Annotated in this window: 9 protein-coding genes and 1 pseudogene; 5 read left to right on the forward strand and 5 right to left on the reverse strand. The window is 69.4% G+C overall.

From position 1 onward, the window contains the following. Position 1 precedes the first annotated feature (1 nt). Together FHR36_RS31210 and FHR36_RS31215 are read right to left on the reverse strand one after the other, a co-directional pair. Positions 2-2404 carry an ATP-binding protein gene (locus FHR36_RS31210; protein WP_253802623.1) on the reverse strand — a complete coding sequence of 801 codons (2403 nt, stop codon included), beginning with the start codon at positions 2402-2404 and terminating at the stop codon, positions 2-4. A 147-nt stretch (positions 2405-2551) separates the two neighbouring features. Beyond that, a pseudogene (locus tag FHR36_RS31215) lies at positions 2552-3390 on the reverse strand (IS5 family transposase). A 271-nt stretch (positions 3391-3661) separates the two neighbouring features. On the opposite strand from FHR36_RS31215, the gene FHR36_RS31220 reads away from it, so the two are divergent. Next, positions 3662-4057 (forward strand): contact-dependent growth inhibition system immunity protein, encoded by a 396-nt coding sequence (locus FHR36_RS31220; protein ID WP_253802625.1) that lies wholly within the window; start codon positions 3662-3664, stop codon positions 4055-4057. 37 nt (positions 4058-4094) lie between these two features. On the opposite strand, the gene FHR36_RS31225 is transcribed toward FHR36_RS31220, so the two are convergent. From FHR36_RS31225 to FHR36_RS31235, 3 genes are all read right to left on the reverse strand, one after another. Further along, a complete protein-coding gene (locus tag FHR36_RS31225; protein WP_253802627.1) occupies positions 4095-4949 on the reverse strand; it encodes an IS5 family transposase in 855 nt (284 codons plus the stop codon). 190 nt (positions 4950-5139) lie between these two features. After that, the gene (locus FHR36_RS31230) at positions 5140-6000 is read right to left on the reverse strand and encodes a very short patch repair endonuclease (RefSeq protein WP_253802628.1); all 861 of its coding nucleotides are present in this window, start codon (positions 5998-6000) and stop codon (positions 5140-5142) included. Between the two features lie 4 nt (positions 6001-6004). Continuing rightward, a complete protein-coding gene (locus tag FHR36_RS31235; protein WP_253802629.1) occupies positions 6005-7099 on the reverse strand; it encodes a DNA cytosine methyltransferase in 1095 nt (364 codons plus the stop codon). A gap of 371 nt (positions 7100-7470) precedes the next feature. On the opposite strand from FHR36_RS31235, the gene FHR36_RS31240 reads away from it, so the two are divergent. The 4 genes from FHR36_RS31240 (at position 7471) to FHR36_RS31255 (ending at position 12411) form a co-directional block, all read left to right on the forward strand. Then, a complete protein-coding gene (locus FHR36_RS31240) occupies positions 7471-8310 on the forward strand; it encodes an Eco29kI family restriction endonuclease (protein ID WP_253802631.1) in 840 nt (279 codons plus the stop codon). A 239-nt stretch (positions 8311-8549) separates the two neighbouring features. Further along, a complete protein-coding gene (locus FHR36_RS31245; RefSeq protein WP_253802633.1) occupies positions 8550-9710 on the forward strand; it encodes a pyridoxal phosphate-dependent aminotransferase in 1161 nt (386 codons plus the stop codon). Positions 9711-10064: 354 nt separating this feature from the next. Beyond that, entirely contained in the window at positions 10065-10649 is a 585-nt protein-coding gene (locus FHR36_RS31250) for a DUF2617 family protein (protein ID WP_253802635.1), read from the forward strand. A gap of 79 nt (positions 10650-10728) precedes the next feature. After that, entirely contained in the window at positions 10729-12411 is a 1683-nt protein-coding gene (locus FHR36_RS31255; protein ID WP_253802637.1) for a spermine/spermidine synthase domain-containing protein, read from the forward strand. The last annotated feature ends 118 nt before the right edge of the window (positions 12412-12529 follow it).

Below are 12529 nucleotides of genomic sequence, written 5' to 3' on the forward strand. Positions count from 1 at the left end.
CTCACACCGGCCCGGCAACGCTGTGGTCAAGCATGTCGAAGGTGATCCGTGCCAGGGCCAGTTCGAGTCGCGTCTTCGTTCCCAGCTCGGCCAGGAACTCTCCGACGACCTCCAGCGGCCTTACTGTCTGCGCGACTTGCCTCTCCTTGACCGCCGGGTCCGACCAGCCGCTCCAGGACGTCTTGAACACTGCCCCGTCCAGGAAGTCTCCAGGGCGCGCCCGGACGACGGCCGCGATGCCAGAGGCGTCGAGGTGAGCGACGAAGCCCCCGTCCTTGACGACGGCGGGCCAGTCCAGAGACGCGTCCGCTCGACCGGCGTCTCGCTCCGCACGCAGCTTCACCTGCTCTGGGAGCGGTTCCCACAGCTCGGCGGCCATCGGCGCGACAATCGGCGCCATCAGCTCGCGTACTCGGCCAAGCAGGGAGTCGGCGCGGTCGCGCAGTGCGGACTCGGTCACCCGCTGATCCGGGAATTGGCGCGTGACCTCGGCGGCGACTGTCGTCACCTTCTGCCCGTCCGGCTCGAAGGCGTGCAGGGTCTGCGCGATCTCCATCAGCGCGTAGTCCCGCGGATCACGACCGTACTCACGGAATACTGGGTGTTCGCCATGGACGAAGACCTCCAGGTTGACGCCCCGGCCCATGCGTGTCAGTGAGGGAACCGGTCGCCCTTGGTCATCGAGCAGCTGGGTCCGTGTGTCGAATACCGTCACTGCCCTGCGGCCCAAACGGGGGAGGGTGACCTCGCCGGTCAGGTCGAAGACCTGGCGCGCGTCGGCGCGGTACCGCTCGAAGCGCTGCTCCTCGGTCTCCACCGACTCCGGGGCAGGTGACGGGGCAGCTGGTGGCGCCGGGGTCTCGCGGCCGGACCCGCGTCCTGCGGTCGGTACACCCACTGGGCTCAAGCCGGTGCGCCCGGCCAGTGTGGGCTCGCCGGCGCCTGTCGGCCTGGGTCCCGTACCCGCCGCGTCATTGTCTCGGGCCTCGTCGTGGGCAAGGACCGCCTGGTACCAGATCTCGTCGGAGAGGTACTCGGGGTGGCGGCCCGAGTGGAACTTCGCGCCCCACTCGCGAGCCGTGTCGTGGATGGCCGTACTCCCGTTGCCGGGAATCAGGCAGCCCGCGCCTGGCCGGTTCTCCTGGTAGCCCTTGAAGATCTCTCCGAGGATGGAAGAGTTCGCGGGGTAGCCCAGAGCGGCGGCCTTTTTCGGGCGCATGGGCCCTTCGCCGCGCAGCGCGATAACTGCCTGGCGCCAGTCGCGGCTCTCCCGGGTGAAGTCGGTCTTCTGGTATCCCACCGGGACATGGTCGAGGTGGATCTCGCCCACGATGCGACCCTGAGTCGCGGGGATCTCGACCGGGTACTCGGGGATCTGAGTCCCGTCCTCGGGGTTCTCCCAGGAGAACAGGGAGCGGTCCCCGATCCGGATCTTCCTGCCGTTGCGCAGGAAGTCGATGCCGTAGTTGGTCTCGTCCAGATACCGCTGGACACCGATCCAGCCGTGGATGCGGCGTTCGCGGAGTTGCATGTCCTCGCTGTCGCACTGCGCGCAGCGGTCCAGGTCGAGGTCAGGGTTCTGCCAGTGGCCGCACTTCATGCAGGCCAACGCCGAGGCCAGCCGAATGTCCACCGGCTTGACGGCCGGGATTTCCCGTCCCTGCTTGGTAACCGTCCTGGACGCCGACCAGACACAGGGCAGCCTCGGCGAGACGGTCTTGTTGTTGACCTTCAACCGGAAGCCCCGTCCAGCCATCGGACCGTCCGGGACACCCGGGACAGGATTCTCGCCACGCAGCAGGTAGGAATAGACGCGACCCAGATCTCCCCGGATCTGGTTGTGCCGATTGGTCTTCCTGAGGTCTTCGGCGATCTCGGCGCGCAGCCGACGAACGATCACTTCGGTGCCATGCTCGGACACATCCTGCTTGGGTTCCCGTCGAAGCGGCGTCTTGAAGGTGTCGTTCTGCGAAAGTCGGCGCAAGTCGATCTCCACGACCAGCCACTCGGGATCGCCCGCGCGCGTCGTACGCACCTCGGTGCGGTTGCCCAGCCGGGCCGTGGCGATGTTGAACCCCATGCCGAACAAGCCCAGACTGCCGTAGCGTCGTTTGCCGCTGTACCCGGCCTTCAGTGCGTTCTGCAGCATCTCCAGGCTCATGCCGCGGCCGTTGTCGAGCAGGCTGACGATCGGATCATCGTCGGTGGGCTTCGGCAGGGTGATCCAAACCTCCTGCCGCTCGGTCGGATCCGGGTCCGCGAGGAAGTCGTCGAAGGAGTTGTCGATCAACTCGGCCAGGCACTGCCAAGGCTTGTAGGGGATGTCCCCAAGAGCTTCCAGCAGTTGCGGAGAAGGCGTGAGGTCGACTTCCTCGAACGAAGGCCCCTCGGTGTCGCTCGACAAGGCTGCTACTCCCGTCTGAGATGGTTGCTACGGTTTTGATCTCTGTCCCGGCCAAGAGATACAGCACACCACCGACAACTGAGCTCAGCACCATGGGTGGTGCACTGGTCCATGCCTGACTGGGCGTTTCGTCCCTGAGCCTCGGGCTCATGTTCCGCGCCAGGTCGGGGTGGTTTCGCCGGTGAGTCGGCGGGTCATGAGGCTGATCATCGCGACGTGAACCATGGCTTCGGCGCGGGCCGGTAAGGCTTCGTAGTCGCGGGCGAGGCGGCGGTGGTTCATGAGCCAGCCGAAGGTCCGCTCGACGACCCAGCGTCGGGGTGGACGACGAATCCCCTGGTAGCAGGGTCGCGGCGGACGATCTCGACGTCGATTCCGAGCGTGGCGCCGTGCTCGACGACGGCGGTCTTGTACCCCATGTCGGCCCAGGCCTTGCCGACCGTGGGGTACTCCGCCGCGACTGCGGTCAGGAGCTGTCGGCCGGCGGTGCCGTCCTGCACGCTCGCGGCGGTGACCAGCACCACGAGCAGCAGCCCGATCGTGTCGGTGACGATGTTCCGCTTCCTTCCCACGATCTTTTTCCCGACATCGACGCCCTGCGAACTGGCGGGGACGTTGGTGGAGGTCTTCACGCTCTGCGAGTCGATGATGCAGGCCGTGGGCTCGGGATCGCGGCCCTCGCGGGTGCGGACCAGGCGACGCAGGAGGCCGTTGAGCTGCTCGAACAGTCCCTCCTTCTGCCAGCGGGCGAAGTAGGCGTATACGGTCTCCCAGGGCGGGTAGTCGTGCGGGAGGTAGCGCCAGGGGATGCCGGTGCGGTCCACGTAGAGGATCGCGTCCAGCAGATCTCGCAGTTCGTGCTCGGGCGGCCGGCCGAATGCGAGGGCGCGTTCGGTTCGGGCCTGTCGCCAGGCGGTGAGGGTGGGCTCGACCAGGGCCCAGCGGGCGTCTGAAAGGTCGCTCGGATGCGGTCGACGATCCGTCATGATGACGGCATACTGCGGGATCGCCACGCTGCCCAGGGCTTGCGGCTTTCGACAGACGAACACGTTCAGGCCCGGCTTCCAGGGATGAGACAGGAGGAAGCACACAGTTCCAGCGGACATTCGCGCCACGGCGGCCCACCTGACACCAGAGCCCCAAGCGCCACCAGACGTATGCAGCCTGGGCGCCCCAGAAACCGGGCCCAACCCACCTGCTTACGGGCGAAACGCCCAGTGAGACCGCGTTTGAGATCTGACATGGGACGATCGGTCGGTGATTCGACTCGTGAACCGTGACCGCTCTCTTGAGGAGCTTGAGCGAGACCGCTGGTCGGCCCCGTCGGGCGGCGAAACGCGGCTGATGGCGACCGTGCGCGAGCTTCGGCGTAAGCCGCTCGGCGACCTGACGGTCGAGGACATGCGGCTGCTGATCAGGCAAGACGTGGGCCTTGCCCATCTCCTGCCCCTGGCGGTGGAGGTCCTCCGGGGCGACCCGCTGGCGGAAGGCGACATGTACGAGGGCGATCTGCTGGCTGCCGTGCTCACCCGGAGTCCGGAAATCTGGAGCGAGTCCCCCGAACTCGGGCGGGAGGTCCGCCTGATCGTCTCCGAGTTGGCCGACGTGCCGCCTGGCCTGAAGCGCGAGGTTGAGGGGTTCTTGGCTCTGTAGCTCGCCGACAGCAGCTGCCGTCGGCGAGGGAGGCTGTCTACGAGGGTTGCCGCACGAGCGGTCGTGGGCCGGGACGCGTCGCAGCACGGCCCCGGGTGAGCCGGCGGACCATGACGCCGATCATGGCCCAGCGGATCATCGTCTCCGAGTGCTTCGGGCTGGTCTCGTAGTCCCGGGCGAGGCGCCGGTGGGCGGTGAGCCACGAGAAGGTCCGCTCCACCGCCCACCGCTTGGGCTGGACCTGGAAGCCGCGCTGGCCAGGATCCTTGCGGACGATCTCCAGGTCGCGGCCGAGGATCTTGGCGGCCCACTCGACCAGGCGGCCGGCGAAGCCCTGGTCGGCCCAGACCTTCTTGACGCTGGGGTGGTCGAGCCTGGTCCACAGCAACGGCCGCTTCGCGCCGTCGCGGTCCTGGATGCTCGCCGCGACGACGTGGACGGCCAGGAGCAGGCCGAGGGTGTCGGTGACGATGAACCGCTTGCGACCCTTCACCTTCTTGCCCGCGTCGAAGCCCCTGGTCGCCACCGGGACGGTGTCGCCGGTGCGGACGGACTGCGAATCGATCAGGCCCGCGCTCGGCTCCACGTCGCGGCCGTCGGCTTCACGGACCTTGCCGCGCAGGGCATCGTGGATGCGCTCGACGGTGCCGTCGTCGTGCCACCACGTGAAGTACCAGTAAACCGTCGGCCAGGGCGCGAAGTCCTTCGGCAGCTGCCGCCAGGCACACCCCGTCCGCGCCACGTGGAAGATCGCGTCCACGATCCGCCGCCGCGGATGCTTCTCCCGACGCCCACCCTTCGGCCCCACCCGCGCCGGCGGGAGCAACGGCTCCACCAGTGCCCACTGCTCGTCCGTCAGGTCAGACGGATATCCGCCCCCAACACCGCTCACAGCGAGCTCAACGAACGCCTCAGCAACGGGACACGGTAGATCTCAAACACGGTCTGAGCAACGCGGCAAGCGCCCGCGCGGCTGACCACGACTACGGAGAGTCACCCGATGACGTCTTCGCCTTCCGAAGTGGTCATCGACAGCAACGGCATGGTCGCACTGCCCATGGTGTCCTCGTCGAAAGGAGACGCTACAGGCTTCCAGCGGCGGCGATGGAAGGACCGTTCTCCGTCGTCTCAACGACGCCATCGCCGACCTGCTGAACGGCCGACGGCCGTCGCGTCCCGGCGCGTAGCGCCCGCAACTCCCGGCTGATTCGCTCGGCCGCTAGGACGGGGTCCTCGTGCTCCCAGACCCGGATGACTCTCCAGCCGGAGTCGATCAGCTTTTCGTTGGTCTCGGTGTCCCGGGCCCGATTGCCCTCGATCTTCTCGCGCCAGAAGTCCGCGTTCTTGACTGCGGGGCGGTAGTGCTCTGGACACCCGTGCCAGAAGCAGCCGTCGATGAAAACCGCCACTCGGTCACCGGGGAAGACCACGTCGGCCTTGCGCCGGATCTCGGCAAGCGGCTTGGCGTCCACTCGGTAGCGCAACCCGCGCTGGTAGAGCAGCTTGCGCAGAGCCAGCTCCGGTCGGGTGTTCTTGCCTCGGTTGGCACGCATCGAGGCACGCACCTCCAAAGAAGACGCTGTCGAACCCGCAGGCAGCGGCTCCTCGGCGAGAAGCCCCTTATCCCATGCCTGCTGCCAAGCCGCAGCCAGGTTCTGTCCCCGGGAGTCGTGCTCGACCTCGCAGACGTACCGTTCCTGGGTCTTACCATCTTGCGACCAACGAAGGTAGGCACGGATCCGCCGGGTGCTCCGGTACAGCCGAAGGCTGATCGAGGCCCGAGCGAAGCGTCCATCTCCGAGGGCGACACTCCGCCGGTTGTGACCACCTGCGGCTCGGTCCTGTTCCACCGCTGGCGCCACGGCACCCGCGCGCCGCTTGTACGCCCGCTCGGGAGGCATCTGCTCCTTCCAGCGGTGGCCCTGGCTCTCATTCCGTGGCATGTCGTCAGTGTCCCGCTGCGGCCAGTGCGTCGGCGACGGCGTTGGCGAAGAACTCGCCGAGCACAACCGGGACGGCGTTGCCCAGTTGGCGCATCTGCTCGCCCCGAGGGCCGGACCCGAGCCACTCGTCGGGGAAGGTCATCACCCGGGCGGTCTCGCGGACCGTCATGTAGCGGTGCCGATAGGTCCACCCGTCGGGCGCCCCGGGGTCACGGAACCGCTCGTCCAGAAGCATCACGGACTCGCCGCCAGGCACTCCGTGCACGCCGGCCTTGACCGTCTTCGCGGGGCGGTCGAGTTCGTTCGGGGTATGTCCCTTGTAGATTCGCGCCCCGGGCCAGCCGATGTGGTCGACGATTCCGACCTTCTTACCGAAGTCGTGCTTCTCCTCAAGGCGACTGAGGTCGACCTCCGGCAGAGCGGGGAGTTCCGCGTCAGTGCCGAAGCCGGCGATGGCGTCGCGCAGCGTACGCCAAGGCAGGTAGTCGTCCTCCTTGATCTTCTTGGGCAGGTTGGCCCGGACCCGGTCCCGCACGTGCCCCGGCACCTGGTGACGTTGCCAGTACGGGCCGTCCTCGTCCCGCATGGAGCGCCACAGTGCGTCCTCGGAGAACTTCGGGGTCTCCACGTACTTCGTGAATGCCTCGATGTCGACGCCGAGGTCGGCCCGGAAGGCCACGATGACGACACGGTTCCGCACCTGGGGGACGCCGTAGTTCGCGGCGTTGACCGGCACCATCACGACCTTGTAGTGGTCGGGGTCGCTGTCCTCGGGGGACAGTCCTCGAAGGATGCCGGACAGGTGGGCGTCGTGGTCCTGCCACCTCGCCTCGTTGTCGCGCTTCTCGAACGGCAGGCGCAGTTCGTTCTGGATGTACTTGAAGTAGTCGGCGAACGAGGGCCGCAGGAGTCCGCGGACGTTCTCGCAGATGACGGCCTTCGGCCGGATCTCGCGGACGGCCTTGAACATGGCGGGGAACATGTTGCGCTTGTCCTCGTCGCCCTTCGCCACGCCCCCGGCGCTGAACGGCTGGCACGGTGGCCCTCCCGCGAGGACGTCCACCTTGCCCTCAAGGGCGCTCATGTCGAGGTCGCGCACGTCTCCCGGATAGAGGGGAGCCGGCTGGCCTGGCTCCGGGGGCTCCGGCTTCGTCCCGTCGACACGGAGCAAGCCGTCGACGCCAAGGGTCTTTCGCGCGCTGGCAACCAGCGTCTCGCAAGCCCGGTTGTTGAACTCGTTGAACAGCAGTGGACGGAAGCCCGCCCGGTGCACCGCCATGGCCAAGCCGCCGCCGCCGGCGAATAGCTCGACACTGGTGCGGGGCTTCTTCTTGTCTTCAGGCTGTTCAACCATGGGAGAACCATACCGCGGAGTTGGTGATCATGGGGCGATTTCACTCGAACGAGTCGCCTGGGAGTGAGCAAAACCATAGGGTTCGTGGTGGTCAATGCCGCACAAGGAGTAGGCGAATGATGCAGGCCGCCGGGCCGGACGGCCGAGGCCCCTACCACGACGACTTCCGGCTGAGCATCACCAAGGCCCTCGGTGATCAGCTGGCAGCCGCGCTGGAGAAGCTGGGCCGGGCCCCGCTAGATGAGCAGCACCTCAAGGCACTCGACGAACGGCCCGGCGTCTACCAGCTCTACCTCAATGAGAAGTTCGTCTACGTCGGCAAGGCCGACAAGACCCTGCCCGGTCGGCTCCGAAACCACCTGGACAAGATCTCGGGTCGGCGCGACATCGACCTCGCCGACGTCGCCTTCTCCTGCCTGTACGTCGACGAGGACTTCTCCGCGCTCGCGCCGGAGCAGTTGCTCATCAGTCACCATAAGGAGAAGGGCGACATTCCCTGGAACAACAACGGCTTCGGCAACAAGGACCCCGGGCGCCAGCGCGACAACACGATCCTCAAGAAGAATCACTTCGACGTCCAGTACAAGATCAACCTTGACCTGCCCGTGAAGGGGCTCGCACCCGGCGAGAGCACACTCCATGCCTTCCTCAAGGCGCTCAAGAGCGGCCTCCACTACAACTTCCGGTACGCCGAGCCGCCGCAGTCGAAGCTCACCATGATGAGCGTGCCCCCGGGCGAACTCGCCGCAGACGAGGCGTTCCGGCTCGTTTCCGCAGCGTTCCCGGAGACATGGCAGGTCACGGCCCTCATGGGCTACGTGATCATGTACCCGGATGCTCCGTCTGAGTACAAGAGCGCGATTCGCTACTACCGCTCAGGCGAAGCCATCCCCGCAGTGCCAGAGGCTTCTTCCGAGGAGATGAGCGCGGACGATGATGTCAACGCCGACGAATGACACTCATGGCGTGAGGCTGGGGCAGCGTGCCAAACGCTTTGAGCGGGCGCCCTCCCCCGGCTGGGGTGGGCCGCCGTGGTGGGGATAGGGTCACGTCCCAGCTGGCACCCCCGCCCTCAAGACAGGCGTCTCGCTCTGGACCTCCTCACCCGGCGCAGCTCAACGCTGGACACGAGAGCTTGTCTATGACTCATGGCCGTCAGAGGATTGCCCTGACTACGAGCCGTGAGGAGCCGCCGATGGGTGCGAGGCCGCTGTTGAACCGCCGCTTGGCGAGCATGGGAACAACGATTTTCGCCGAGATGTCGGCGCTGGCCACGGCCACCGGTTCGATCAACCTCGGACAGGGTTTCCCGGACACCGACGGACCCGCGGAGGTCCGCGAGGCGGCGGTCCGGGCGCTGCGCGAGGGCCGCGGCAACCAGTACCCGCCCGGCCCCGGCGTCCCCGAGCTGCGGCAGGCGATCGCCGAGCACCAGCAGCGCTTCCACGGCCTGACGTACGACCCCGACACCGAGGTGCTGGTCACCGCCGGCGCCACCGAGGCGATCGCGGCCGCCCTGCTCGCCCTGCTCGAGCCCGGCGACGAGGTGATCGCCTTCGAGCCCTTCTACGACTCCTACGCGGCGTGCATCGCGATGGCCGGCGCCGTCCGCCGCCCGCTCACCCTGCGCGCGCCGGACTTCCGCCCCGACCTGGACGAGCTGCGCGCCCTGATCACCCCGCGCACCCGGCTGCTGCTGATCAACACCCCGCACAACCCGACCGGGCTGGTGCTGACCCCCGACGAGCTCGCCGGGATCGCCCGGCTCGCCGTCGAGCACGACCTGCTGGTGGTCACCGACGAGGTGTACGAGCACCTGGTGTTCAGCGGCGGGCACCACCCGCTGGCCGCCCTGCCCGGGATGTTCGAGCGCACCGTCGCCATCTCCTCCGCCGGCAAGACCTTCTCCTTCACCGGCTGGAAGGTCGGCTGGGTGACCGCCGCCCCCGAGCTGGTCGCCGCCGTCCGCACCGCCAAGCAGTACCTCACCTACGTCAGCGCCGGCCCCTTCCAGTACGCCGTCGCCGAGGCGCTGCGCCTGCCCGACGAGTACTTCGCGTCCTTCCGGGCGGATCTGCGGCGCAAGCGGGACCTGCTCGCCGACGGCCTGACGGCCGCGGGTTTCCGGGTGTTCAACCCGCAGGGCACGTACTTCATCACCACCGACATCACGCCGCTCGGCGAGAAGGACGGCCTGGAGTTCTGCCGCGCCCTGCCCGAGCGCTGCGGCGTGGTGGCCATCCCGAACGTGGTCTTCTACGACAACACCGAGGCCGGCCGCAGCCTGGTGCGGTTCACCTTCTGCAAGCAGGACAGCGTCCTGGAGGAGGCGGTCGCCCGGCTCGGGCGGCTGTGAGACCCCCCGTCCGGCGGGGCTGACGGTCCGGAAGCTCGACCGGCGCGTGGGGGCGTACGACCCGCGCGCACGGCGCGTACGCCCGGGGCCGGGCGCGCGGCGAACAGACTCGATGCCCGCGATGATCACACCCAGTCGGACCCTGCGCCCAGACCGGTGAATGCTCGACAAAGATGGGTAAATCCCTGACGGACCCGGAGAATTCGTGCTTCTCTGCTGCTGAATCTCCAGCCGGAATCCTTCCTTCCACGGTCGGCCGCGCCCTGGACCGGACAGCATCGAACAACCTCGGATCGGCCGAGTCGGACGCTGCACCCCTCAGGGCGTGCACGGAGCTGAAACGCGGAGCCGAGCATGCTCACCACACTGCAGACCTCCTACACGGACACCCGCGCCGGCGACCTGGCCTGGCAGTTGGGCGGAGAACCACTGCCCGCACTGGCCGTACGCGACCTGAGACTGGACGGTCCCGGCGGCGGCCCGGACGAGGGCCCCGCCGCCGGGCACATCCGCGGCACCATGCAACTGCGCCTGCTGGGCGCCTCCCACCAGGTCGTGCTGGCCGCGGGCCCCGGCGACTGCCTGGAGACGGTGGCCTGCCTGCCGGGCCGCCGAACACCGCTGCCGGCCCGGGTGGCCGAGCAGGTGGCCGGCTGGGAGTACGAGTTCGCGGCCCGCATCGAGGAGTTGCCGCCGCACGTCTTCGCCGCCCGCGCCCAGGAGTTGCTGGCGCTGGTGGAGGGGCACCCGCGCGGGCTGGCCGGGATCTTCCCGGGCGACCCGAGCGCGTTCACCGCGCTGGTGGCACACTGCGAGGAGCGACGGGTGCTCTGGCGCACCTGGCACGCCTACCCGCAGGAGGGCCGACTGGTCTGCACCCGCTCCGCGCTGGTGCTGCGCGGCAGTGGGGAAGAAAGCGATCCTGCCGGAATCTGGTGATGAAACGTCAAAGCGCCCTGCCGCATTGTCACTCCAATGGGTGCAGATATCGACACACGTTCTCCCCTAGCGTTCATTCATGATCAGCCATCCGGCCGGACCACCCGCACACCCGGATATCGACAGTCCCGCGGATCCGCCCACCGCGCCCCCAGCCGGCGCGGTCCGGGCCGGCGGCGCCATACCCATCCCGCTCCGGCCCCGGCCGGCCCGCCTGCTGGTGCTGCTGGCCGCGTTCCTCTGCGCGGCCTGCGGCCTGGTGTACGAACTCGAACTGGTCGCCCTCGGCGGGTACTTGCTGGGCGACTCGGTGACGCAGACCTCCGTGGTGCTCTCCGTGATGGTCTTCGCGATGGGCATCGGCTCGCTGCTCGCCAAGGGGCTGACGCGCCGCCCCGCCACCTCCTTCGCCCTGGTCGAGTGCGGCCTGGCCCTGGTCGGCGGGCTGTCGGTACTCGCCCTCTACTCGGTCTGGGCCTGGCTCGAGGGCCACGGCGCCGCGATGGCCGGCCTGGTCGCCACCACCTTCCTGGTCGGTCTGCTGATCGGGGCCGAGATCCCGCTGCTGATGACACTGATCCAGCGGATCCGCCAGGAGCACGCGGGCCGGGCCGCCGCCGACCTCTTCGCCGCCGACTACGTGGGCGCGCTGATCGGCGGCCTGGCCTTCCCCTTCCTGCTGCTGCCCGCCGTCGGCCAGGCCGCCGGAGCGCTGCTGACCGGCGCGGTCAACGCGGTGGCCGGGGCGGCCGTGGTGCTCTGGCTGTTCCGGTCGGAGCCCGCGCCGCGCGCCCGGCTGCTGCTGTGGACCGGCTGCGGCCTGGTGCTGGCGGTGCTGGCCGTCGCCGCCGCCTTCACCGGCGCGATCGAGCGGGCCGCCCGGCAGGCCCTGTACGGCGGGCCGGTCCGGTTCGCGATGCAGAGCCGCTACCAGGAGATCGTGCTCTCCGGCGGCTCCCCCGCCCCGCGCGCCGCCGCGGCCACCCGGACCGGCACGGCGGACCAGGCCGCCCGGGTGCCCGAGCAGCGGGCCGCCCTGCCGCTGGAACTGTTCCTGGACGGCCGGCTGGCCGTCTGTGGCGCGGACGAGTACCGCGAGCACGAGGCCCTGGTGCGGCCCGCGCTGGCCGCCGCCCCCAGCGGACGCGTCCTGGTGCTCGGCGGCGACGGACTGGCGCTGCGCGAGGTGCTGCGGCACCCGGCGGTGCGCTCCGTCCAGGTGGTCGAGCTCGACCCGGCGCTGAGCGACCTGGCCCGCCGCGACCCGGCGCTGGCCGCGCTCGGCGGGCACCCGTACGAGGACCCGCGGGTGAGGCTGGTCAACGCCGACCCGCTGGAGTGGCTGCGCACGCCGGGGCCGGAGTTCGACGTGATCGTCTCGGACCTGGACGGGGCGGCGCACGGGGGCAAGTACCGCTCCCGGGAGTTCCTCGGCCTGGCCGCCCGGCGGCTGGCGCCCGAGGGCCGGATCGCGGTCCGCACCGGCCCGGTCGGGACCGGCCTGTGGTCGGCCGAGGCCGGCCTGGCCGCGGCGGGCCTGCGGACCGTGCCCTACCAGGGCGCGGACTCGGCCGGCGGCTGCGGCGGCCGGACGCAGCGGCCCGCCTTCGTGCTGGCCGGGCGCGACCGGCCCGCCCTGGCGCTGGCCGAGGACGCCCCGCGGCCCCGGTCGCTCACGGTGGAGGCGCTGCGCGCCTCGGCCGCCCGGCTGGCCGCCGAGCGCCCCGGCGGGCCGCCGGTCGCGCACGACCTGATCGGCTGAGCGGGCGGCCCGCTGATCGGCTGAGCGGACGGCCCGCGGCGGCGGCCGGCCCGGCCGGCTGGCCCGTACGGGCGGCCACGCGGACCCAACCTGACCGCAGGCCTCCGCAGCGGGCTCG

Origin of the sequence: Kitasatospora cinereorecta (assembly GCF_024172095.1) — a bacterium.
GTDB lineage: Bacteria > Actinomycetota > Actinomycetes > Streptomycetales > Streptomycetaceae > Kitasatospora > Kitasatospora cinereorecta.

Excerpts from the sequence above, each read along its gene's own strand:
- FHR36_RS31230 (WP_253802628.1), bottom strand. The coding sequence starts at position 6,000 with ATGCCACGGAATGAGAGCCAGGGCCACCGCTGGAAGGAGCAGATGCCT.
- FHR36_RS31240 (WP_253802631.1), top strand. The coding sequence starts at position 7,471 with ATGATGCAGGCCGCCGGGCCGGACGGCCGAGGCCCCTACCACGACGAC.
- FHR36_RS31250 (WP_253802635.1), top strand. The coding sequence starts at position 10,065 with ATGCTCACCACACTGCAGACCTCCTACACGGACACCCGCGCCGGCGAC.
- FHR36_RS31255 (WP_253802637.1), top strand. The coding sequence starts at position 10,729 with ATGATCAGCCATCCGGCCGGACCACCCGCACACCCGGATATCGACAGT.
- FHR36_RS31245 (WP_253802633.1), top strand. The coding sequence starts at position 8,550 with ATGGGTGCGAGGCCGCTGTTGAACCGCCGCTTGGCGAGCATGGGAACA.